General features: G+C 69.3%; 21 protein-coding genes. 7 read left to right on the forward strand and 14 right to left on the reverse strand.

The genetic code is table 11. The annotated features are described in order from the left end of the window. The 4 genes from UG56_RS25270 to UG56_RS25285 all read left to right on the forward strand — a co-directional run. Positions 1 to 1,208, forward strand: a 1,208-nt coding sequence (locus UG56_RS25270; RefSeq protein WP_071327328.1) for an HNH endonuclease signature motif containing protein, incomplete at its 5' end; no start/stop codon positions are given. A 626-nt stretch (positions 1,209 to 1,834) separates the two neighbouring features. Further along, on the forward strand, positions 1,835 to 3,178 hold the full coding sequence (locus UG56_RS25275; protein WP_045549249.1) for an FAD-dependent oxidoreductase: 1,344 nt from the start codon (positions 1,835 to 1,837) through the stop codon (positions 3,176 to 3,178). 147 nt (positions 3,179 to 3,325) lie between these two features. After that, complete coding sequence (locus UG56_RS25280; RefSeq protein WP_071327329.1) at positions 3,326 to 4,132, forward strand: class I SAM-dependent methyltransferase; 807 nt, start codon at positions 3,326 to 3,328, stop codon at positions 4,130 to 4,132. Between the two features lie 31 nt (positions 4,133 to 4,163). Beyond that, on the forward strand, positions 4,164 to 4,913 hold the full coding sequence (locus UG56_RS25285) for a Clp protease N-terminal domain-containing protein (protein WP_045549251.1): 750 nt from the start codon (positions 4,164 to 4,166) through the stop codon (positions 4,911 to 4,913). Positions 4,914 to 4,988: 75 nt separating this feature from the next. Here UG56_RS25285 and UG56_RS25290 read toward each other — a convergent pair whose 3' ends face one another. From UG56_RS25290 to UG56_RS25305, 4 genes are all read right to left on the reverse strand, one after another. Continuing rightward, entirely contained in the window at positions 4,989 to 5,873 is an 885-nt protein-coding gene (locus tag UG56_RS25290) for a dioxygenase family protein (RefSeq protein ID WP_045549252.1), read from the reverse strand. After that, on the reverse strand, positions 5,873 to 6,925 hold the full coding sequence (locus UG56_RS25295; RefSeq protein WP_045549253.1) for a maleylacetate reductase: 1,053 nt from the start codon (positions 6,923 to 6,925) through the stop codon (positions 5,873 to 5,875). Before UG56_RS25295 ends, UG56_RS25290 begins: the two co-directional genes overlap by 1 nt. A gap of 27 nt (positions 6,926 to 6,952) precedes the next feature. Further along, entirely contained in the window at positions 6,953 to 8,743 is a 1,791-nt protein-coding gene (locus UG56_RS25300; RefSeq protein WP_045549254.1) for an FAD-dependent oxidoreductase, read from the reverse strand. A 118-nt stretch (positions 8,744 to 8,861) separates the two neighbouring features. Beyond that, a complete protein-coding gene (locus tag UG56_RS25305; RefSeq protein ID WP_052693621.1) occupies positions 8,862 to 9,713 on the reverse strand; it encodes an alpha/beta hydrolase family protein in 852 nt (283 codons plus the stop codon). A gap of 120 nt (positions 9,714 to 9,833) precedes the next feature. Here UG56_RS25305 and UG56_RS25310 point away from each other — a divergent pair, with 120 nt between their 5' ends. Continuing rightward, complete coding sequence (locus UG56_RS25310) at positions 9,834 to 10,292, forward strand: nuclear transport factor 2 family protein (RefSeq protein WP_045549255.1); 459 nt, start codon at positions 9,834 to 9,836, stop codon at positions 10,290 to 10,292. A 26-nt stretch (positions 10,293 to 10,318) separates the two neighbouring features. Further along, complete coding sequence (locus tag UG56_RS25315; RefSeq protein WP_045549256.1) at positions 10,319 to 11,548, forward strand: epoxide hydrolase family protein; 1,230 nt, start codon at positions 10,319 to 10,321, stop codon at positions 11,546 to 11,548. Positions 11,549 to 11,567: 19 nt separating this feature from the next. On the opposite strand, the gene UG56_RS25320 is transcribed toward UG56_RS25315, so the two are convergent. The 7 genes from UG56_RS25320 to UG56_RS25350 all read right to left on the reverse strand — a co-directional run bounded on the left by UG56_RS25320 (position 11,568) and on the right by UG56_RS25350 (position 18,203). Next, positions 11,568 to 12,167 carry a TetR/AcrR family transcriptional regulator gene (locus UG56_RS25320; RefSeq protein ID WP_045549257.1) on the reverse strand — a complete coding sequence of 200 codons (600 nt, stop codon included), beginning with the start codon at positions 12,165 to 12,167 and terminating at the stop codon, positions 11,568 to 11,570. A 40-nt stretch (positions 12,168 to 12,207) separates the two neighbouring features. Beyond that, positions 12,208 to 13,260: a branched-chain amino acid ABC transporter permease gene (locus tag UG56_RS25325; protein WP_052693623.1), complete on the reverse strand. Its 1,053-nt coding sequence runs from the start codon at positions 13,258 to 13,260 to the stop codon at positions 12,208 to 12,210. Then, positions 13,257 to 14,123: a branched-chain amino acid ABC transporter permease gene (locus tag UG56_RS25330; RefSeq protein WP_045549258.1), complete on the reverse strand. Its 867-nt coding sequence runs from the start codon at positions 14,121 to 14,123 to the stop codon at positions 13,257 to 13,259. The genes UG56_RS25325 and UG56_RS25330 overlap by 4 nt, the downstream gene beginning before the upstream one ends. After that, positions 14,123 to 14,851 (reverse strand): ABC transporter ATP-binding protein, encoded by a 729-nt coding sequence (locus tag UG56_RS25335; RefSeq protein WP_045549259.1) that lies wholly within the window; start codon positions 14,849 to 14,851, stop codon positions 14,123 to 14,125. The genes UG56_RS25330 and UG56_RS25335 overlap by 1 nt, the downstream gene beginning before the upstream one ends. Before the next feature lie 112 nt (positions 14,852 to 14,963). Beyond that, a complete protein-coding gene (locus tag UG56_RS25340; RefSeq protein ID WP_045549260.1) occupies positions 14,964 to 15,695 on the reverse strand; it encodes an ABC transporter ATP-binding protein in 732 nt (243 codons plus the stop codon). Further along, positions 15,692 to 16,984 carry an ABC transporter substrate-binding protein gene (locus UG56_RS25345; RefSeq protein ID WP_052693626.1) on the reverse strand — a complete coding sequence of 431 codons (1,293 nt, stop codon included), beginning with the start codon at positions 16,982 to 16,984 and terminating at the stop codon, positions 15,692 to 15,694. The genes UG56_RS25340 and UG56_RS25345 overlap by 4 nt, the downstream gene beginning before the upstream one ends. A gap of 244 nt (positions 16,985 to 17,228) precedes the next feature. Continuing rightward, positions 17,229 to 18,203: a helix-turn-helix domain-containing protein gene (locus UG56_RS25350; protein WP_045549261.1), complete on the reverse strand. Its 975-nt coding sequence runs from the start codon at positions 18,201 to 18,203 to the stop codon at positions 17,229 to 17,231. A gap of 138 nt (positions 18,204 to 18,341) precedes the next feature. Here UG56_RS25350 and UG56_RS25355 point away from each other — a divergent pair, with 138 nt between their 5' ends. Continuing rightward, positions 18,342 to 18,872 (forward strand): Dps family protein, encoded by a 531-nt coding sequence (locus tag UG56_RS25355; protein ID WP_045549270.1) that lies wholly within the window; start codon positions 18,342 to 18,344, stop codon positions 18,870 to 18,872. 135 nt (positions 18,873 to 19,007) lie between these two features. Here the strand turns inward: UG56_RS25355 and UG56_RS25360 are convergent, their stop codons facing one another. The 3 genes from UG56_RS25360 to UG56_RS25370 all read right to left on the reverse strand — a co-directional run bounded on the left by UG56_RS25360 (position 19,008) and on the right by UG56_RS25370 (position 21,557). Beyond that, positions 19,008 to 20,231, reverse strand: a complete 1,224-nt coding sequence (locus tag UG56_RS25360) for an NAD(P)/FAD-dependent oxidoreductase (protein ID WP_256206898.1) — start codon at positions 20,229 to 20,231, stop codon at positions 19,008 to 19,010. Beyond that, on the reverse strand, positions 20,228 to 20,575 hold the full coding sequence (locus UG56_RS25365) for a non-heme iron oxygenase ferredoxin subunit (RefSeq protein WP_045549262.1): 348 nt from the start codon (positions 20,573 to 20,575) through the stop codon (positions 20,228 to 20,230). Before UG56_RS25365 ends, UG56_RS25360 begins: the two co-directional genes overlap by 4 nt. Positions 20,576 to 20,678: 103 nt before the next feature. Beyond that, positions 20,679 to 21,557 (reverse strand): alpha/beta hydrolase family protein, encoded by an 879-nt coding sequence (locus tag UG56_RS25370; RefSeq protein ID WP_256206899.1) that lies wholly within the window; start codon positions 21,555 to 21,557, stop codon positions 20,679 to 20,681. Between the last annotated feature and the right edge of the window lie 225 nt (positions 21,558 to 21,782).

Raw genomic sequence — 21,782 nt, forward strand, 5'->3', positions numbered from 1 at the left:
CCGCCATCGAAACCGCCCTCCACGACCTCGTCGCGACCGACCCCGTCTACTGGCGCACCGAGCAGAAGAAGAACCTCCTCGAGCGGTTGGAGAAGCTCCAAGCCCAACAGGCCGCCCTGAAACTGCGGATGCTCGCCTCGGGTGGCGACATCGCCGAGGAGACCGGCGACAAGGACGCCTCGGCGTGGATGCGTGCCGAGCTACTGGTCGACAAAGGCGCGGCGAGGTCGCAGCTCAAGCTCGCCACCAGGGTCGCGAAGTACGGCCTTATCGCCGCTGGCCTGGCCGAGGGCGTGGTGTCGGAGAACAAGGCGCGGGTGATCACCTCGGCGCTCGATGCGATCGAGAACGACCCGGTCGCTAGTGCCGAGGACCTGGTCTTGGCCGAGAAGCTGCTGGTCGACTACGCCACCCGGCTCACCGCTCATGAACTCCGTGTGGTCGGGAAACGGATTTTGCGGGAGATCGACCCGGCCCGGTTCGAAGACGCCGAAGCCAAGGCACTGCTGGCCGAGGAAGAACGCGCCCAACAAAGGACCGCGTTGCGGGTCTGGGACAACCACGACGGCACCATCGGATTCGACGGCGTGCTGCCGACCTCGGTCGGGATGCGGTTCAAACGGCTCGTTGAGGCCTACGCCCAGCCCCGCAAACAACACCTCCTCGACAAGGGCGCCCCGCTGCCGCCGTGGGAACGACTGATGGGACAAGGCTTCACGAGGTTGTTGGAGACCATCGACCCCGCCAGCCTGCCCCGCCACGGTGGCGACGCCACCACCATCAACGTCGTCATCAGCCTCGACGAGCTCAGCAAAGACCTCGGCATCGCCACCCTCGGCTATGACGAGACCAACGGCACCACCATCAGCGCCGCCGAGGCGCGGCGGATGGCGTGCAACGCCACCATCATCCCCTGGGTCCTCGGTGGTGACAGCGAGGTCCTCGACGCCGGCCGGGCCAGCAGGCTCTTCCAGCCGATCCAACGCAAGGCGCTCCGGTTGTGGCACAAGTGCTGCCAGGCCGAAGGATGCGACATGCCACCCGAATGGTGCGACGCCCATCATCTCGACCCCTGGGCAACCGGCGGCAAGACCGACCTGAAGGACGGCGCCCTCCTGTGCCCACATCATCACCGCCTGGCGCACAACCCCGCGTACACCCATGAGCGACTACCCGATGGCACCATCCGATTCACCCGCAGACCCTGAGCCCGGCAGCACGACCGCTCCAGCACCCCAAGAACCGCACCCGCCGCCGAGTCGGCGTAAATGTCCCGCGTGTAAAGCTCGACTCGGCGCGAATGTCCCGCTGACGCGTCTGACTTGGCGCGACCGTCCCGCACATCGGCTGGGAGCCCGATGCGGCAGTTCCGGCGACAGCTTCACCGCGGTCTTCCGAGCCGCTTCGGCGTCCCCGCGCGGGACAGACGCGCCGACTCGGCGGCGGAGCTTGGGACAGTTGCGCCGAGTCGGCAGCTTCAGGCTCGGGCCGTCATTGTGAATCGTTCACAAGGTCGCGTCCACTGACGTAGGCGCCATGAATCGTCTCGACCAGCTCGATGCATCGCCTTGACTCCGGACGATGCCGAGAACACCATCGGATACAGGGTCCCGCGGCCATCGACCCCGCGAAACACCCCAGCTCGGCTCAGGCTCGACGACGCGCCGTACGTGTTGGAGATCACTCCCCGACATCCGCCCAAAACGAGAACACGTTCTAGAGTTGAGCGTGAAACCCGCGTACACCCACGTAACCACCTGGTGGAACGGATTCGGAGGGTTACACGACCCCCTTTAGGCTTGCCTTAGTACTCCACGGAAGGTTGAACTCCCTTATGCGTGACATCCGCGTTGCGATCGTCGGTGCCGGCCCGGCCGGCATCTACGCTGCCGACATCCTCACGAAGGAGCACCCTGGTGCGCGCGTCGACGTCATCGAGCGTCTGCCTGCTCCCTATGGCCTGGTTCGCTACGGCGTGGCTCCCGACCACCCGCGAATCAAGGAGATCATCAAGGCTCTGAAGCGCGTCCTGAACCAGGACAGCATCCGCTTCATCGGCAACGTCGACTTCGGCACCGACCTCAAGCTCGACGACCTGCACCGGTTCTACGACGCCGTCATCTTCGCCACCGGCGCGATGGCCGACCGTGAGCTCGACATCCCGGGGATCGACCTGCCGCAGTCCTACGGCGCCGCCGACTTCGTCAGCTGGTACGCCGGGCACCCCGACGTCTCCCGCGACTGGCCTCTCGAGGCCGAGGAGGTCGCCGTGCTCGGCGCCGGTAACGTCGCGCTCGACGTCGCCCGCATGCTGGCCAAGCCTGCCGACGAGCAGCTGGTCACCGAGGTCTCCGACAACGTCTACCAGGGCCTGAAGAAGAACCCGGCCAAGACGATCCACGTCTTCGCCCGCCGCGGCCCGGCCCACATCAAGTTCAGCCCGATGGAGCTGCGCGAGCTCTCCCACTCCCCGTCGGTCCAGGTCGTCGTCGAGGAGGAGGGCTTCGAGATCGATGAGGCCGGCGAGAAGGCGATCCAGAGCCACAAGGCGACCAAGCTCGTGGCCGACATCCTCCTGAAGTACATGGAGGCGCCCGCCAGCGACAAGCCCCACAAGATCGTCATCCACATGATGCAGAACCCCGTCGAGATCCTCGGCGAGGACGGTCAGGTGGTCGCGCTGCGCAGCGAGAAGACCGAGTACAACGGCGACGGCACGGTGTCCGGCACCGGCGAGTTCACCGACACCCCGGTCCAGGCCGTCTACCGCGCCGTCGGCTACCTCTCCGAGGCGCTGCCCGACGTGCCCTTCGACAGCGAGAACGGCGTCATCCCCAACGACGGCGGCCGGGTCCTCGGCCTCAACGGCGAGCACATCGACGGGACGTACGTCACTGGGTGGATCAAGCGCGGACCGGTCGGCCTCATCGGCCACACCAAGTCCGACGCCAAGGAGACCATCGACAACCTCCTTCACGACCTCGACAAGCTCAAGCCGGCCGAGCACGCCTCCCCGGCGGCGGTCCTCGAGCACCTGTCCGGCAAGGGCGTCGAGTTCACCACCATCGAGGGTTGGGAGAAGCTCGACAACCACGAGCGCGCCCTCGGCGAGGCCCAGGGCCGCGAGCGGATCAAGGTCGTCCCCCGCGACGAGATGATCCAGATCTCCAACAGCTGAGACGACGTACGCAGCGGGCCGGTCATCCACACGGATGGCCGGCCCGCTCCGCATTTCCTACCGACACTCGCACGCCCGCACCCTGAGCGAGAATCAGATCGTCAACCAAGGGTTGACGCATCACGAGCGTCAACCTAGAGTTGACGCATGGTCACTTCTGGATCCGATGCCGCACACCGACAGCGACAGATGGCCGAGTCGTTCGGCGCCGACGCCGACCGCTACGACCGAGCACGGATGCCCTATCCCGACGAACTGATCGCTCGCATCCTGGAGCTCTCCCCGGGCCCCGAGGTGCTGGATGTCGGGTGCGGCACCGGGATCGAGGCCAGGCAGCTTCAGGCGGTCGGAGCGAGCGTGCTCGGCGTCGAGCCGGACCCGCGGATGGCGGCGTACGCACGTTCGCGCGGGCTCGCCGTGGAGGAGTCGCGGTTCGAGGACTGGGACGCCGCGGGGCGTACCTTCGACACCGTCGTCGCGGCGCAGGCCTGGCACTGGGTCGACCCTGTTGCCGGCGCAGCGAAGGTGCGGGACGTGCTGCGTCCTGGCGGGCTGTTCGCTGCGTTCTGGAACGTCTACGAGCCGCCCGCACCGGTCGGCGACGCGCTTCTCGAGGGCCTGAGGAAGGTCGTGCCCGACCTTCCTCTCGGCCTGGGCGCGATGAAGCAGGCGGACAAGACGTACGAAGAGGGCGCCCGGCAGGTCGGCGAGCGCTTCGTCGACCTCGGCGGGTTCGCCGAGCCGGAGCCGTGGCGGTTCTCGTGGTCGCGTGACGTCACGCGCGAGGAGTGGCTCGACTTCGTACCCACGCAGGGCTTCCTCACCCGGCTCTCCGCCGAGCAGTGTGCGCCGGTGCTGGAGATGGTCGGTGCGGCCATCGACGGCCTCGGCGGGACGTTCACGCTGAACACCGTCACGGTGGGCGTCGCGGTCCCGTTCCGGCACGTGCCATGACCCGTCATTTCGATCGACCTAGGAGAAACGCATGACCAGCACGCCAGACCCTGCCCTCAAGGCCGTACGCCTCGACACCCTGATCGACTCGATCAAGAAGGCTCGGACCGAGCCCCTGGACCAGCTCGCCGACGCGATGGTGGTCAGCGAGCACCTGGGCGAGGTGGCCGATCACCTGATCGGGCACTTCGTCGACCAGGCCCGCCGCTCCGGCGCCTCCTGGACCGAGATCGGGACCCGGATGGGGGTGACGAAGCAGGCGGCGCAGAAGAAGTACGTCCCCAAGGCCGGCGACCAGTCGCTCGACCCGAACGCCGGGTTCGCGAAGTTCACCCCGCGCGCCCGCACGGTGGTGGTCCAGGCCCAGGCCGAGGCGCGGAAGGCGGCGAACGCCGAGACCGGCGTACCTCACCTCGTGCTCGGTCTCCTCGCCGAACCGGAGGGGGTCGCGGGCCATGCGATCAGGGCTCAGGGTGTGACCCTCGAGGCGGTCCGCGAGGTGGCGACCGCCGCCACTCCGGAGCCCTACGGCGAGGTCGGCGAGATGATCCCGTTCACGGCCGATGCCCGCAAGGTGCTCGAGCTGACCTTCCGCGAAGCGCTCCGGCTGGAGCACACCTACGTCGGCACCGAGCACATCCTGCTCGCCCTCCTCGAGCACGAGGACGGTGCCGGGATCCTCCACGACGCCGGCGTCGACAAGGAGCCGACCGAGCGGAGCATCATCTCGATCCTCGACTCCCTCAACGTCGACTTCGCCGACCCCGACGCCACGGAGTAGCCGTCAGGACGGCTGTCCGAGGGTCCCTGGCGTGCTGGGGCAACACCCCTGTGTCCCGAGCACGCCAGGGACGTTTCAGGCCCCTGCGGGGGCGAGCACGATGTCGAAGCGGACCTTCGACCAGGTGCCGTCGACGGCCCTGCCGTCCGGGGTGGGGGTGCCGGCGGCCTGCCGCTCGAACTTCTTGATCAGCGACTCCTTGACCCCGAAGACGGTGTCCTTCCAGCCGATCGGGTCGCCCTCCGGGAAGATGTGGGTGACCAGCGTCCTGCAGCCCTCGTGGGTGACCATGAAGTGCAGGTGCGAGGCCCGCAGCGGAGAGCGACCGACCGCGGCCAGCATCTTGCCGACGGGGCCGTCGTCGGGGATCGGGTACGGCGTGGGCGTCAGCCCCCAGAACCGGTAGCCGCCCTCTTCGTCGGTGAACAGGTGCGCCCGTGCGGCCCGCGCGCCCGCGTCGCGCTGGACGTCGTAGAGCCCGTCCTCGTCGGCCTCCCAGACCTCGATCCTGGCTCCGACCAGCGGCTTCCCGTCGGTGTCGGTGACCGTCCCCGAGACCCAGCACGGCTCACCGGGCGCTCCGAAGGCCATGTCCCCGCCCAACTCGATCGCCGGGGAGTCCTCCACGAAGAACGGCCCGAAGACGGTGGCCTCGGTCGCGTCGGCGTACGCCTCGTTGTTGATGTTGATCGTCTGCATCGAGGCGCCGAGGGTGTCGGAGAGGAGGATGAACTCCTGGCGTACGTCGTCGGTGATGTGGCCGGCCTTGGTCAGGAAGTCGATGGCCGCGGCCCACTCCTCCTCGGTGAGACGTACGTCGCGGATGAAGGCGTGCAGGTGACGCGTCAGCGAGACCATGACCTCCTTCAGACGCGGGTCCTCGCAGGCGTCGAAGGACGCGACCACGGTGTCGACCAGGGTCTGCTCGACCGCCTCCTGCTCCGGCGATACGTCGCTCATCAGCTCTCCTCTCCCGCCCACGCCGCGGTCAGCAGCGCGGTCAGGTTCTCCTCGGTGACCGGGGTCGGGTTGTTGTCGGGGATCGCGGCCAGGATCGGCGCGACCGCCTTGGCGATGCCGTCCTCGGGCATGCCGTAGTCCGCGAGCGCCTTCGGCGCCGACAGTGTCCTGCGCAGCCCCGCCAGCCCCTCCACGGCGCTCGGCGCCCCGAAGGCCGCTGCCATCCGCGCCTCCGCCTCGGGGGCGTTCGGGGCGTTGAAGGCGAGCACGTGCGGGAGGACGACCGCGTGGGTCTGGGCGTGCGGCAGGTTGAACATGCCGCCGAGCACGTGGCAGATCTTGTGGTGCATCCCGGACCCGGCCGACGTGAACGAGACCGCCGCGAGGTAGGCGCCGTAGAGGGTCTCCTCGATCCCCTCGATGCTGGCGGAATCGCGCGCGACCTTCGGCAGCCCACCGGCGAGCCCGCGGATCCCCTCGGCCGCGTTGACCTGGTCGATCGGATCCACCCGCGGGCCCCACATCGCGTCGACGCAGTGCGCGAGCGCGTTGAGCCCGCTGGCGACGGTCATCTCGCCGGGCAGGGTGGTCAGCAGCGTGGCGTCGTAGACCACCGAACGCGGCAGGACCCGCGCGTCGATCCCGGTCGTCTTGGTCTCGCCCGAGGTCAGACCCCAGACGTTGGTCGCTTCCGACCCGGCGTACGTCGTCGGGACCGCCACGATCGGCAGCCCCGTGGTGAGCGCGACCGCCTTGGCGAGCCCGGTGGTCGAGCCACCGCCGACGCACACGAGCGCGTCGACGTCGGCCTCGGCCGCCCGCTCACGAGCCCGCTCGGCGACCTCGACCGGCACGTGCATCACGACCTCGTCGTGACGCAGCGCGACCGGTACGTCGGCGGTCACCCGGGCGGCGAGCTCGGCCTCGCGCTCGCCGGCGATGACCATCACCCGGGTTGCCCCGAGCGTCTCGATCTCCGCTGACACCGCAGCGGGCGCCTCGCCGGTGGCGAAGCGGACCCGCTGCGGGAGCGATTCATGCGTGAACTTCATGAGATTCCCCCCGCTCAGCCGGAACGATCAGGCCTTGCCCAGCAGCGTCGCGACCGCCTCGCCCAGCGCGGTGCCGGGGTCCTCGGGCAGCGACATGGCCCGCCAGGCGATGTGCTTGTCGGGACGTACCAGGATGGCGCCCGACTCCTCGACCTCGCGGAGCTTGGCCCAGTCGAAGTAGAGGTCCGTGACCGGCCGGCCCGGGCCGATCACGACGGTCTCGAGCGGGATCCCGAACTTCGTCCGGGCCGCTTCCGCCGCCTCCGACCACGCCTCGCCGGCGATGCCGGTGATCAGCGTCCACTGGGTGTAGGGCGCGAGGTCGAGCATCGCGTGCTTCTCGACGTTGTCGCCGACCCAGGCGTGCGGCAGGTGCGCACCCGGGGAGGTCGACATCCGGTGGTAGAGGTCCTCGTCGTCGGTCGGTGCCGGACGGGTGCCGTCGGAGAGGATCGCGTTGGACTCGTAGAACTGGCCGAGCTCGACGCCGTGGGCGTTGAACTCGTAGTTCTTCCGCTCCATCGCGGTGACCAGGGCGGCCCGCTTGGCGGCCCCCTCGGGGGTGTTGGCCTTGCGCTCCTCGATGGCCTTGGCCATCTCCTCGCCCTCGAGACCGACGACACCGAGCGCCTCGAAGAGCTCGCCGAACTCGCGCGCGGACTGGTTGGCGCGGGTGACGATGCGCTTGGCGACCGGGGCGCGCTCGGTGGAGTAGGACTCCAGCAGCGACGGCTCGGCATAGCCCTGGAGGACCGCGGCGAGCTTCCAGGCCAGGTTGTAGGAGTCCTGGATCGAGGTGTTGGAGCCGAGACCGTTCGACGGCGGGTGCCGGTGGATGGCGTCGCCGGCGCAGAAGACCCGGCCCTTCTGGGCGTGGGTCGCGTACATCTCGTTCACGCCCCACAGCGAGTAGCCGGTCACCTCCGGCTCCAGGTCGGGCATCCCGAGCAGGTCGCGGATCACGCCGATGGCGTACTCCTCGGTCAGCTCCGGCGGCGGCTGGTTGATGTCGTAGCCCCACACGATCAGCCACTCGTCCCAGGGACGGACCATCCGGACCAGGCCGGTGCCGATGCCGCCGACGTTCGAGCCCGGCTGGATGACCCAGTAGAGGACCGACGGGCGGTGGTCGACGAGCTCGGAGAGGTCGGCCTTGAAGGTGATGTTCATCGAGCCGGCGATGTCCATCGCGCCCTCGAGCGGGAGGTCGATGTCGGCGCCGACCTGGGTGCGGGCGCCGTCGGCGCCGATCAGGAACTTGGACCGGATCTTGTACTCGTGGCCGGTCAGCCGGTCACGGGCGGTCGTGGTGACGCCGTCCTCGTCCTGGACGTGGCTCAGGTACTCGGTCGAGAACCGGGTCTGGGTGCCACGCTCGGTGGCGTTCCGGACCAGGATCGGCTCCAGGTACGTCTGCGGGATGTCGACGGTCAGGCACGGGCTCGCCAGCTGATAGTCGGCCTCGCGGTCCGGGCGGGTGCCCCAGGTGCGGATGCGGCCGATCTCCTCGCCGGCGATGCTCGTGCAGAAGACGGTGTCACCGACCAGCTCGTGCGGCGTCGCGTCGGCGAGCACCTGCTCCTCGATGCCCAGGTCGCGGAAGATCTCCATCGCGCGCTGGTTGGTGATGTGCGCCCGTGGGGTGTTGGCGGTCCAGCGGTACTTCGTGATCATGATGTTGTCGACACCGAGCTCGCTCAGGAAGAGCGCGGCGGACGCGCCGGCCGGGCCGGATCCGACGACGAGCACGTCGGTGGTCACGACGTCCTCGGTCTCCGGGATCTCGGTCTCTTTCTGGCCGTCGTCGAAGACTGGCATTTCCTCACCTTTCCGAGACCGCGGTGGGGTGTGGGATCGCAGTCTCAGGGCGAGTCTTACCGGCCCGTGCGGGCGGCATCAAAGGTGGACCCGCCGGTTGGCGGAAATGCGTACGCGACTAGCGCGCGAGCCACTCCTGGACGGCCGCGATCGTCGACTCGGGCTTCCGGGCCCACTTGAAGTGGTCGATGCCGGGCTCGTCCAGGTGGACCCGCTCGACCTCGAGCCCGGGCATCCGCCGGTGGATCTCGTCGACCGTCGCGCTGGGTGCCAGCCAGTCGCCCTCGATCGAGACGACCAGCGCGGGCTTCGCCAGCGCTCGCATCTCCGCGGTGACATCGCGGGCAGGGCTGCCGAAGCGGAGGCGGCCGGTGCGGGCGTACCGGGCCCATTCCTTCATCAGGGTGCGCGCCTCGCGGCCGGCGAACTTGAGCTGCTTGCCGGGGAAGTGGCCGACGACCCGGCCGATCAGACCCATCGCCTGGCTGGCGACGAGGAAGCCGGGGCCGTAGTTGCGCCAGTAGGGCGTCTGCGACGCGACGTAGACGAGCCCGGCGACCCGGTCGGGGTGGAGCGCCGCGTAGGCGCTCGCTGCCTGGCCGCCGAGGCTGTGCCCGAGGACGTACGTCGCCCCGGCCGCGGCCGGGACCAGCTCGCCGAGGCGGTCGACGGCGGCGGCGATGTCGTCGACCAGATCGGCGTAGCCGAAGTCGTATCCCCAGCCGGCGGTCCGGCCGCCGCTCTCCTCGTGGCCGCGCTGCTCCATCCGGCCGACGTTGATCCCTGCCTCGGCGAAGGCCACGATCAGCTTGTCGTAATAGCCCGCCGGCATGCCCATCGCGGGCACGACGAGCAGGGTCGGCGCCTCGGGGTCCGCCGCACGGACGACGGTCAGCGTGAAGCTGGTGCCTTCGGCACGCTCGATGACGTACGCCTCGGGGGTGGTTGTGGGGGTGCTCGTCTCGGTCACCCGACCAATGTTACCCGCCAGTAAGGCGACGGGTTCACACCACGAAGATTCTGGACTTGTGGGTCCAAATTTCGAAGAGCATCCTGTTTGGACCAAGTAGTCCACACGGGAAGGAATGTCATGGAAACCCTCGAGCGCCTCAGCATCACCGAGGACGTACGCCGGCTGATGGCTCGCTACGTCCGCTACGCCGACCACCAACGCTGGGACGATCTGGCGAACCTGTTCACCGAGGACGGCACGTTCACCCCGCACAAGCCGGACGGATCGGTCTGGCTGCGCATGAACGGTCGCGACGAGATCAGCGCGACGGTCGGCGCCAGCGGCGGCCCCGGCGTCACCCTGATCCATCACCTCTTCTCCGACGAGATCGACGTCGACTCCGCGACGAGCGCGCGGGGCGTGTTCGCGATGGAGGACATCGTCATCAGGCCCGAGGACGCCGAGGTGTCCGAGGCCATCCCCTTCCGTCGCATGCACGGGTTCGGCCACTACCACGCCCGGTTCGTCAGGACCGACGGCTCCTGGCGGATCGCCGACCTGACCCAGACCCGCACGCGCCTCGACTTCTCCAACTGACCTCCACACCGAAAGCAGCAGACATCATGAACAAGACCACCGAGCTCGCCCCCTTCAAGATCGACATCCCCCAGGACGCCCTGGACGATCTCCGGGACCGCTTGAAGCGCACCCGCTTCTTCGACGACCTCGACAACGAGGAGGGCTACTACGGGATCAGCACCGCGTACCTCAGGCCGCTGGTCGAGTACTGGGCCGACGGCTTCGACTGGCGCACCCAGGAGGAGCGGCTCAACACCTACGCCCGCCACCAGGTCGAGATCGACGGCACGCCCGTGCACTTCGTCCACGTACGCGGCAAGGGCGAGAACCCGATCCCGCTGATCATCCTGCACGGCTGGCCCTGGCCCGGCGAGTTCAGCTATCCGCTCATCGAGCCGTTGACGGACCCGGCGGCCCACGGCGGCGATCCGTCGCTGTCGTTCGACGTGATCATCCCGGACCTGCCCGGCTTCGGCTTCTCGACGCCCGTCGGCCGGGGCGATCTGAACTACTGGAAGATCGCCGACATCATGCACGAGCTCGTGACCGACGTGCTCGGCCACGAGAGGTACGCCGTGGCCGGCTCCGACTACGGCGCACTCGTCACGAGCGCACTGGGCCACAAGTACGCCGCCAGCATCATCGGCCTGCACTTCGGCCACGACCTGCCCCCGGGGATGTTCGAGAACGAGCGGTTCTGGGACCTGACCGACGGGGCCAAGGTCCCCGAGGACGCCTCGGAGGAGTGGCGGGCCGGCTGGAAGCACTTCGTCGACACCTACGCCTCGCACGTCGCTGCGCACATGCTGGACGGCTCGACGCTGACGCACGGCCTCAACGACTCTCCCATCGGGATGCTCGCCTGGCTGCTGAAGCGCTGGAAGTCGTGGAGCGACAAGCGAGGTGACTTCGAGGCGGCCTTCTCGCGCGACCTCATCCTCACGCAGGCGACCATCTTCTGGGTGACGCAGTCCATCGGCACCTCCATCCGGATGTATCGCAACGCGGAGCGCCACCGGTTCGTGCCCTCCCACGACCGCCAGCCCGTCGTCGAGCCGCCGGCCGGCTTCACGTTCCTGCTCGGCGATGCCTACCCGCCCGCCATCGACACCGTCGAGGACCGCATCGCCGCCTTCGAGAACGGGCCGACGCGCGGGATGTTCAACGTGGTCAACGTGAACGCCCACCTGAAGGGTGGCCACTTCGTCCACTACGAGAACCCCGCGGGCTTCGCCGCCGACCTGCAGGAGACCTTCCGCCGGATCCTCGGCTGACGTGTCGACGGGCGGCGGCCTAGGCCGCCGCCCGTCCGGAGTCGCGCAGGTGGCTGATCAGCAGCGCCAGGATCGCTTCGAGGTGGTCGGTCCGGCCGGTCACCATGAGCACCGAGACACCGCCCTGGATGCCGGCGATCATCGCCGCCGACGTACGCCGCGCATCGATCTCGGCGCTCACCGACCCGTTCGCCTGCATGGTCTCGATGCCGCGCCGGAGATGGTCCTGCCACTGGCCGATCAGCGTGGTCGAGACCTCCGCAGCCCCGGGGACGCTGCCCACCTGGTTCATCAGCGACGCCAGCGGACAGTGGGCCCCCTGCGCCCGGTAGCGCGCGATCACGGCCTTGCGCCAGCGGTCCCAGGCGGCCCAGGAGTCGAGCTCGCTGATGTGCGGCTGCTGGTCCTCGATCACCCGATCGGCCTCGAGGCGGGCGACCTCGAGGAACAGCTCCTCCTTGCCACCCGGGAAGTAGTGGAAGATCTGGCTCTTGCTCGTCTGGGTGGCCGCACGGATGTCGTCCAAGGTCGCAGCCCCGGGGTCGGTGCTGCGCAGGTAGGCCGCGGCGCCCTCGAGCAGCCGCTGCCGCGTGGCCATGCCCTTGGTGGTGAACGCCATGCGCCGAGCCTATCCCGGAATAGGACCGGCTGGTCCAAAATCAGTCGAAATCCACAGACTGGGCCGCTTGTGGAGAAGCCTGTGGATAAACCTGGTGACCGACCGGGAAGACCTCGTAACGACCACGCGCCAGCAAGCCCCACAACCCGCGCGGGGCGAGCAGCACGACGGCGATCGCGACCGCGCCGAGCGCGATCAGATACCAGGTGCCGTAGGAGTCGAGGAGCTGCTGCAGCGCGAAGAAGACGACCGCTCCCAGGATCGGGCCCTCGATCGTCCCCAGTCCGCCGATGACCACGATGAAGATCATGAACGCGGTGTACTGCACCGAGAACATCGAGTCCGGCGAGACCCGCAGGCCGTTGACCGCGATCAGCGCGCCGGCCAGGCCGGCACCGCCGGAGGCGGCGACATAGACGAGGCGCTGTGAACGCCGCACCGCGACCCCGAGGGAGGCCGCCGCCACCGAGTCGTCACGGATCGCGGTGAGACCGAGGCCGACGCGCGAGCGCATCAGGACGTACGTCGCGAGCACGACGAGCACGGCCAGCACGAGCGCCAGGTAGTAGACGGTCGCGATCCGGGTCACCCGGTCGACGCCCTGGAAGGCGGTCAGCGAGAGGCCGGAGCCGCCACCGAAGCCCGGAAGCTCCTGGGTGACCAGCTTGAAGACCTCGGCCACCACCCAGGTGCCGATCGCGAAGTACCCTCCGACCAGCCGGAACAGCAGGAACGAGGTCGGCACGGCCAGGGCGGCGCAGACGACGCCGGCCGCGACGACGGCCACCGGGATCGGCAGCCCGACCACGTCGGCGAGCTTGATCACGCCGTAGCCGCCCGCGCCGATGAAGGCCTGCTGCCCGATCGAGACGAGGCCGCCGTAGCCGGCCATCAGGTTCCAGGTCGTGCCGAGGATGATCAGCGCGAAGAGCGTGACCAGGTTGGTCACGTCACCGGGGCTGAAGACGAACCACGGCGCCGCGGCCAGGAACACCACGACCGCGGCCAGGACTCCGCCGCCGGTCAGGGACGGCCAGCCGCCGCGTACGACCTTCAGGGTGGTGGAGGGGGCCAGGGTTGTCGTGGGGCTCATGCGACGACCGCCTTCGGGAGGAGGCCCTGGGGCCGGAACAGGAGCACGACCAGGAAGACCAGGTGGCCCGCGAGGACGCCGTAGGCCGGGTCGATCTGGGCGCCGACCGTCTGCGCGACGCCGAGCACGAGCCCGCCGAGGAGCGTGCCCCACAGCGATCCGAGGCCACCGATGATGACGGCCTCGAAGGCGAAGATGAGGACCAGATCCCCGTACGTCGGGCTGAACTGCGTCGACATGCCGAGGAAGACACCGGCCAGCGCGACGGTGCCGATCGCGATCGCGGTGGCGAGGGCGTACATGTGCCTCTCGTCGATCCCCATGAGCGTGGCCGCCTCGGGGTCGTCCTTGGTCGCGCGCATGGCGCGGCCGATGCGGGTGTGGGAGAGGTAGAGCTGCAGGCCGACGATGACGCCGACCGCAACCACGAGCGTGATCAGCGAGAAGACGCCGAGCCTGAGCTGACCGAGCTCGACCGACGAGGTGGACAGGCCGCCGATCGAGATCTTGCGGGAGTCGGCGGTGAAGATCTCCTGGAGCAGGTTGGCGCCGATGACGGCCAGGCCGAACGACACCAGCAGCGGCGACAGCTCGCCGTGGCGCAGCGCGGCGTTGAACAGGCCGCGCTGGATCGCGTAGCCGACCGCGGCGAGCACCGGGATCACGATGACGATGGTGAGGAACGACGGCATCCCGGTCTGCTGGATCAGCCAGAGCGCGAGGTAGGCCGAGGCGACCGCGAGGACGCCGTGGGCGAGGTTGACGATCCGCATCACCCCGAAGATGAGGCTCAGACCGCAGGCGAGGAGGGCGTACTGCCCGCCGAGCAGGAGTCCCTGGAGGACCGCGTTGATCCAGTCCATCAGCCGGCCTCCCTTCCGTTCGCGTTGTCGACCCCGAAGTACGCCGCCTGGACCTGCTCCCGGGTGACGTCGGCCGCCGCGCCCTCGAGGACCGTGCGGCCCTCGAGGAGGCACTGCACCCGGTCGGCGACGGTGAGCGCCTGGGTGAGGTCCTGCTCGACCACGAGCACGGTCGTCCCCCTCTCGGCGATCGCGGGGAGCGCCTTGTAGATGTCGGCGATCACGACCGGAGCGAGGCCGAGCGAGACCTCGTCGAGCAGGAGCAGCCTCGGGTTGGACATCAGCGCCCGGCCGATCGCGGTGGCCTGCTGCTCGCCGCCGGACAGGTGCACCCCGCGGCGCGCCCGCTTCTCGGCGAGCAGCGGGAACGCGTCGTAGACGGTGGCCAGGTTCCAGGGGCCGGGACGGCGCCCGTGCGCGCCGACCTTGAGGTTCTCCTCGACGGTCAGCGAGCCGAAGATCCGCCGCCCTTCCGGCGTGAGCGCGATGCCCTCGCGGACCCGCCGGTGGGCGGGGGTGTGGGAGACGTTGTGGCCGTTGAACCGGATCTGGCCGGCGCTCGGGCGGAGCAGGCCGGCGATGGTCTTCAGGAGCGTGGACTTGCCGGCGCCGTTGGCGCCGATCACGGCCAGGGTCTCGCCCTCGGCGACGGTCAGGGTGATGCCGTGCAGCGCGCGGAAGTCGCCGTAGGCGACGTCGATCGCGTCGACCTCGAGCAGGGTGGTCATCGGCCTTCCTCGAATGTTGACCGAGGTGACTCGGTGAACTGGTGCTTGCTTCGCGGAACTCCACGAGGGGAGCGCGCGCCGACCGAGTTACCTCGGTGAGCATTCAGCGGGCTCACGTGCCCTCCAGATCAGGAGAGCCGAGATAGACGGCGGCGACCGCGTCGGAGGCCATCACCTCGCGCGGGTCGCCGGTGGCGACGACGTCGCCCTGGGCCAGGCACATCAACCGGTCCACGACCTGCAGCAACGCGTGCACGATGTGCTCGATCCAGACGACGCCGGTGCCGGCGTCGCGGATCGTGGAGATGGTCTCGATCAGGGCGGGCAGCTCGTGCTCGGTGAGGCCGCCGGCGATCTCGTCGAGGAGCAGCAGCCGCGGCCGGGTGGCCAGCGCGCGGGCGAGCTCGAGCCGCTTGCGGTCGAGCAGCCGCAGCGAGCCGGCGGGGGTGTTGGCGAGGTGGGTGAGCGAAGCCGTCTCCAGCGCCTGCCAGGCCTGCTCGCTGGCCTCACGACGGCGCGTGCCCGCGCCGAAGGTCGATCCGACCAGCACGTTCTCGAAGACGGTGAGCCCCTCGAAGGGGCGGGGGACCTGGAACGTACGCCCGATCCCGAGGGCCGTACGCCGGGCGGCCGGCATCCGGGTGACGTCGGCGCCGTCGAAGCGGATGGTGCCGGCGTCAACCGGGAGGGTGCCGGTCACCAGGTTGAGCAGCGTCGACTTTCCGGCGCCGTTGGGTCCGACGATCCCGAGCGCCTCGCCGGCGGCCACGTGGAAGGAGACCGAGCGGGCCGTGACGACCTGGCCAAAGGACTTGGCCAGGTCGTCGACGTGGAGCAAGGTCACTTGAGCGCCTCGGGCTCGCCCCCGAGAGGTACGTCGGGAGCCAGCGAGTTCTCGACGACGACCAGCTCGAACGGGTGCTTCCCGCCCTCGACCTGGCGCCACTGACCGCCCGCGAGGGAGGTCTTGGCGACGTACGGCGGGACGTTCTTGTCCTTGCCCCAGGCGACGTCACCGACGACCGTGGAGACCTCGAGGCCGGAGAGTGCCTTGGTGATCGCGTCGGCGTCGGTCGAGCCGGCCTCGGTCACGGCCGCGGTCGCGACCTCGAAGAGCGCGTGGGCGAAGCCCAGCGGCTGGGTCCACTGCTTGCCGGTCTTCTCCTCGTACGCGTCCGCCAGCTCCTGCGCCGACTGGCCGGTCAGCGAGGACTTGTAGGGCGCGGTCGGGGTCCACCAGACCTCGGTGGAGAGGTTGTGGGCGATCGGGCCCAGCGCCTCGACGCTGCTCGGGAACAGGAGCGCCTTGCCGATGGTGGCGACCTTCGGGTTGTAGCCCTGCTGCTTCGCCTGCTGCCAGAACGTGGTGAAGTCCGGCGGGATCGGGACGCCGACGAGCACGTCGTGACCCTTGTAGGCACTGATCTGGGCGGAGAAGTCCTTGGTGCCGTTCGGGTAGTTGCCCGGGTTGTCGATCTTCACGCCGGACGCCTCGGTGAGCGCCGGGAAGTTGGCGCCCCAGGCCTCGCCGTCGGGGTCCTTCGGGAACAGGCCGCCGGCCTTGCCGTTGTTCTCGACCTTGCTCCAGATGCCCTGGTAGACGGTGGCGACGTCCTCGAGGCCCCAGAAGAAGTGGTAGCTGTACTTCAGGTCGGCCGGCTTGTCGCCGCTGCGGATCGCGAACGGCTGCCAGGGGGCGACCGTGGTGATGCACGGGATCGAGTTGGCCTCGCACTGCTCCGAGACCGGGTTGACGATGTCGGGCGTCGAGGAGGCGACGATGATGTCGGCGCCGTCCTTGTTGATCAGGTCGCCGGCCACCGCCCCGGCCTTCGTCGTGTCGCTCTGCGCGTCGCGCACCACGATCTCGACATCGAGCTCCTTGTCGCCGACCTTGACCGGGTGGTCCTTGAAGTAGGCCTCCATCTCGTCGACGACGAAGCTGTTCGCCTCGCCGAACGGGGCCGAGGAGCCCGTCTCGGTCGAGACGAACCCGATGGTGAGCGTGTCCTCGCCGCCACCGCCTTCGTTGCCGATGCCGCCCGACCCGCAGGCCGTCAAGGTCAGCGCCATCGCTGCGACACCGGCGGCGGCCATGCTCAGGCCGCGTCCGGTGGTGAGTCCGTTGCGCACGTACGTCTCCTTAGAGAGTGTGGGGTGAACGAGAGTGTCGTCCGTCACCGTCCCTACGGGTGGGATGCAGGGTCCGGTTGGCGGAAAATCGCATGGAAGACCTATCGGACTTTGGTGGACTTGTCACCCTTTCGCGCCGAGAAGTGACTTCTGGGCGCCGAGAAGTGACTTGTGGCGTACGAAACTCGACTTTCGTACGCCATAACTGACGACTCGGCCGCCACAAGTGCGGACTCGGCCGGGGTCAGGCGCGGGCGGCGCGGCGTACGTCCCCGGCGGCGACGCCGAAGCGCTTGCGGAAGGCCTGGGAGAAGTACGAGGCGGAGGTGAAGCCGCACCTCTCGGCGACGTCGACGGTGCGTACGGTCGGGTCCGAGCCGGTGGCGAGCATCGCGTAGGCGAGCTCCAGGCGGCGGCCGAGGATATGGCGCGGGACGCTGGTGCCGGCGTCGGCGAAGAGCCGGGAGAGGTGTCGCTCGGAGATGCCGGCGCCTGCGGCGACGGTGGTCGCGGAGAGGCCGGGGTCGACGAGATGGTCCTCGATGAACGCCTTCGCCGCGGCCCGGTGGGCGGTGGCCAGGGTCACCTTGCCGGCGGTCGCGATCACCGAGATCAGGTCGAGGACGGCGTCCTCGTCGGCCGGTACCGGGTCGTGAGGCCGGAGCGCCCGGCCGACCATCTGCACCAGGGCTCGCCCGTGCGGATCCTGGTCGCGGCCGGCGTCGAGGACGAGGGGCGACGGCATCGAGGCGATCCCGGTGCGGGCCGCGAAGGCGTCGACCGGCACCTTGACCGCGAGCTCCTCGAGGCCGTGTCCGAAGCCGCGCAGGAACGGGGCGTCGACGTCGCACACGATCAGCTGGCCGGGCCGGATGACCTTGCGGCGGCCGGCGTACTCCAGGATCGCCTCCCCGCGGAGGCTGGCGTAGACCGCGATGGACTTGGCGGGGATCTCCTTGACGAGGCTGGCCGGACGCTCGACGACGTGACGGGTGGCCCGGACGCGGGCCAGGTGGATCTCGTCGAGCTGCAGGTTGACCTCCTGCGCGTCGAACCCGTGGCCGTCGATGGGCCGGCAGGAGAGCGCGACGAGCGCGCAGGCGTTGTGGCGCTCCCAGGCCTCGACCTGCGCGTCCTCGCTCAGTCCGTGGGTCTGGAAGACCTCCGGACGAGGAACCCGCGCGACGAGGGTGGCTGAGTCGGCTCCGGCTGGCGGCACAACCCGACTCTATTGCGTGACGGAAGCCACGGGCGAGGACTTAGGGAAGACTTACCTTTCTGGAATCGTTCAAGAAAAGGTGGCACAGTGGGTGTCACCAAGAGAGACCGACACTTCCATCTGGGGGACCAACCGAACATGGCTACGAAGACCGACACGAACAGCGCCACGCACACCTCGCACCCCGCGTTCATCCCGAGCCCGGCGTTCGCGACCCAGCTGCAGCGCCTGCTCGTCGATCTGACCGAGCTCAGCCTGCAGGGCAAGCAGCTGCACTGGAACGTCGTGGGCAAGAACTTCCGCGACATGCATCTCGTCCTCGACGAGGTCGTCGACGCCGCCCGTGAGTTCACCGACGAGGTCGCCGAGCGCATGCGCGCGCTCTACATCCTCCCCGACGGCCGCACCGGCACCGTCGCCGAGGACACCTCCCTCGCGCCGCTCCCGGCGACCGAGGTCGACACCGCGACCGCCGCCGACCTGGCCGCCGCCGCGCTCTACGCCACCTCGAAGACCGCTCGCGACATCCACGACGACATCGACGCCGAGGACCCGACGACCGCCGACCTGCTCCACGCGATCATCACCCGCATCGAGCAGCTGGCCTGGTTCATCGACTCCGAGAACCGCGTCGCCAACCAGTCGAAGCCCGCTCAGCTGACGGTCTGAGCCTCCTCGCCCACGAAAGGCGCCCCGCGAGCAGCTCGCGGGGCGCCTTTCGCATATATCCGCCGAGTCGGCTCGTTCCAACGCGCCGACTCGACGTGGAAACCAGTCAGAACGAGCCGACTCGGCAAGAGATCGTCACCGGCGCAGCAGCTTGCGCAGATCGGTCCCGGGATCGGCGAGATCCGAGGCTCGTACGTCGACACCCCGGTCGATCATCCGGCGAGCCGCGCGCACGGCGTTGGGGTCGTCGACCGCGACCGCGCCGATGACGCGCTCGCCGCGGAGCGTGAACACCGAGAAGGGCGGTTCGCCGACCACGCCGCGTACGACGGTCTGGTGCTCGGCGTCAGGCGACCGCATCTCGCCGACCCCTTCGACATGGAGGCCGTAGCGGTCCGACCACCACCAGGACGCGGTGGTTGGCGGGGGCTCGGCCTCGAGGATCGTCGCCGCGGCCCGGGCACCGTCGAGCTGGGCGGCCTCCCAGTGTTCGGCGCGGGGGTGATCGCGGAGCCGGGCGCAGTCCCCGACCGCGAGCACCGACGGGTGGCTGGTCACCTGGCCGGCATCGACGAGGATGCCGCGGGACGTCTCCAGGCCCGCGGCCTCGGCCAGCGCGGTCTCGGGGACTAGGCCGACGGCCAGCAGCACGGCGTCGAACTCGCGCGAGCCCGGCTCGCCCGTCAGCTGGGCCGCGACACCTGCCGGGGTCTCCAGCAGAGTCTCTACGGTTGTCGTGAGCGCCCCCACGCCGTGGTCGGCGTGCAGGCCGTGGAGCCACGTCGCGACCTCGATCCCGACCGCGGCGGCAAGCGGCACCGGGAGCGGGTCGACCAGCACGACCTCCGCCCCCAGCTTTCGCGCGGTCGATGCGACCTCGGCCCCGATCAGCCCCGCCCCGACGATCAGCAGCCGGGCCCCAGGCACCAGCTGCGTACGCAGTCGATCGGCGTCCCCGACCTCCCGCAGCACGTGGATCGCGGATCCGATCTCGCCGAGAGACGGCCGGACCGCGCGACCGCCGGTCGCGAGCACGATCCTGTCGGCGGTCAGCACCCGCCCGTCGGAGAGCTCGACCTCACCGGCGTCCGGGCGCAGCGCGACCGCGACGACTCCCCCGACGAGCGAGATCCGCTGGTCGACGTACCACTCCGGAGCCTGGAGCGCGATCGAATCGAGGTCGCGGCCACCGGCGAGATACTCCTTGGACAGCGGCGGGCGGTCGTAGGGGACCGGGTCGGCCGAGAGGAGCGTCAGGTCACCGACGTACCCCTTCTTCCGCAGCTCCGCGACCGTCGACACCCCGGCGATGCCACCACCGACGACGACAACGGAAGAGATGACCGAGGAGACCGTCACGGCCTCTCGCCGGGGAACAGGTAGACCTCCCCGTCACGCACCTCGACCCGGTGCGGCACGGTGTCGCGGGTCGCCGGGAGGCCGTCGACCTTGCCGGTCTTGAGGTTGAACCGCGAGGAGTGCAGAGGGCACTCGACGTCGCCGTCCTCGACCCAGCCCTCGGCCAGCGAGGCGGTCTCGTGGGTGCAGGTGTCGTTGAGGGCCCAGCAGGTGCCGTCGTCGTCGCGCAGGATGGCGATGTCGTCCTCGGTGCCGGTGATGTCGGAGGAGATCGCGATCCCCTCTCCCTCCGGGATGTCGTCGACGGACGCGACGCGGATGCCTTGGCTCTTTGCGGTGTCCATGCCCCCATCCTCTGTGACGGGGGCCAACCTGGGGTAGTCCGGTAGCGATCTGCCGGTATACCGGCGAGTAATAGGCAGTTCGCTACCGGACTACCCGACCCGATCAGTCCGGGCAGGTGTGGCGATAGTCGGACAGATAGATCGAGGACGGCGCCGGGCAGAGGAACTGCGAGTAGCGGGTGTCGTCGTCGACGTACCGCTTCAGCCACGTGACGAAGAGACGCCCCTGCCAGTCGTCGTCGGTGTTGGCGATGAGGTGGTCGGCGTTGTTGACCTCGCCGTACGCCTTCTCCCGTGCCCCGGTCATCGAGGTGTAGAAGGGGATCGAGTGCGTGGCGACGGGCGCGACCGTGTCGTTCTCCGCGCCGATGATCATGGTCGGGACCTGGATGCCGGGCCAGGTCTTGTCGGTGTGCCAGGGCTGCAGTGCGACCGCGGCCTTCACCGAGGAGTCCTGGTTGGCCGCGGCGAGGGTGCCGCCGCCACCCATGGAGTGGCCGGAGATCGCGATCCGGGTCTCGTCCAGACGCGAGGCGACGGCGGAGGAGGCGTCCTGCTTCAGGTAGTCGACCGCAGCCAGGATCTGGGAGCCACGGCTGTCGGGCTGGTCGTAGATGCTGTTGGTGTCGATCGCGAAGACCACGAAGCCGTGGGAGGCGACCCGCCGGGCGACCGCGGAGTAGGCCGAGGACCTCGCAGTGAAGCCGGGGGCGAGCACGACACCGCCGTACGTCCCCTCGGTGGTCGAGGTGGGGTAGTAGATCGTCCCGCCGCCGAAGCCGGTCACCAGCGAGGAGACCGAGGTGGTGGAGAGGGCGAACGTGCCGTTCTCCAGGACGCTGGCGGACGTCGGGTCCGGCCCGCGCTCGTAGGCGCTCTCCGCCTCGGCCGGCGCGACCAGGCCGACGAGGGGGAGGGTGAGGGCCGCGGCGACCGCGGCGATTCTGAGGGAGAGAGATCTGAGGGAGAGAGATCTGAGCACCGAGCCTGCTCCTTCGTCCATCCGGCCCCGGGCCGTCCGGGGTTCCGGTTGCTCCTCGAAGGTAGGGGCGCGGCCGGGCGGCGGGCACCGGCACGGAGGCACAACCTCGTTGGGCGGTTGTCACAAATCAGGCGGGGGCCGACGTCGGGGTAGTCCGGGAGCGAACTGCCCATTTACTGGCGAGTAATAGGCAGTTCGCTACCGGACTACCCCGACGACAGGACT

It is taken from the genome of Nocardioides luteus (assembly GCF_000960475.2).
Taxonomy (GTDB): domain Bacteria; phylum Actinomycetota; class Actinomycetes; order Propionibacteriales; family Nocardioidaceae; genus Nocardioides; species Nocardioides luteus_A.

Excerpts from the sequence above, each read along its gene's own strand:
- UG56_RS25320 (WP_045549257.1), bottom strand. The coding sequence starts at position 12,167 with ATGGCGTTCACCACCAAGGGCATGGCCACGCGGCAGCGGCTGCTCGAG.
- UG56_RS25285 (WP_045549251.1), top strand. The coding sequence starts at position 4,164 with ATGACCAGCACGCCAGACCCTGCCCTCAAGGCCGTACGCCTCGACACC.
- UG56_RS25310 (WP_045549255.1), top strand. The coding sequence starts at position 9,834 with ATGGAAACCCTCGAGCGCCTCAGCATCACCGAGGACGTACGCCGGCTG.
- UG56_RS25295 (WP_045549253.1), bottom strand. The coding sequence starts at position 6,925 with ATGAAGTTCACGCATGAATCGCTCCCGCAGCGGGTCCGCTTCGCCACC.
- UG56_RS25275 (WP_045549249.1), top strand. The coding sequence starts at position 1,835 with ATGCGTGACATCCGCGTTGCGATCGTCGGTGCCGGCCCGGCCGGCATC.
- UG56_RS25300 (WP_045549254.1), bottom strand. The coding sequence starts at position 8,743 with ATGCCAGTCTTCGACGACGGCCAGAAAGAGACCGAGATCCCGGAGACC.
- UG56_RS25280 (WP_071327329.1), top strand. The coding sequence starts at position 3,326 with ATGGTCACTTCTGGATCCGATGCCGCACACCGACAGCGACAGATGGCC.
- UG56_RS25315 (WP_045549256.1), top strand. The coding sequence starts at position 10,319 with ATGAACAAGACCACCGAGCTCGCCCCCTTCAAGATCGACATCCCCCAG.
- UG56_RS25335 (WP_045549259.1), bottom strand. The coding sequence starts at position 14,851 with ATGACCACCCTGCTCGAGGTCGACGCGATCGACGTCGCCTACGGCGAC.
- UG56_RS25330 (WP_045549258.1), bottom strand. The coding sequence starts at position 14,123 with ATGGACTGGATCAACGCGGTCCTCCAGGGACTCCTGCTCGGCGGGCAG.
- UG56_RS25355 (WP_045549270.1), top strand. The coding sequence starts at position 18,342 with ATGGCTACGAAGACCGACACGAACAGCGCCACGCACACCTCGCACCCC.
- UG56_RS25290 (WP_045549252.1), bottom strand. The coding sequence starts at position 5,873 with ATGAGCGACGTATCGCCGGAGCAGGAGGCGGTCGAGCAGACCCTGGTC.
- UG56_RS25325 (WP_052693623.1), bottom strand. The coding sequence starts at position 13,260 with ATGAGCCCCACGACAACCCTGGCCCCCTCCACCACCCTGAAGGTCGTA.
- UG56_RS25365 (WP_045549262.1), bottom strand. The coding sequence starts at position 20,575 with ATGGACACCGCAAAGAGCCAAGGCATCCGCGTCGCGTCCGTCGACGAC.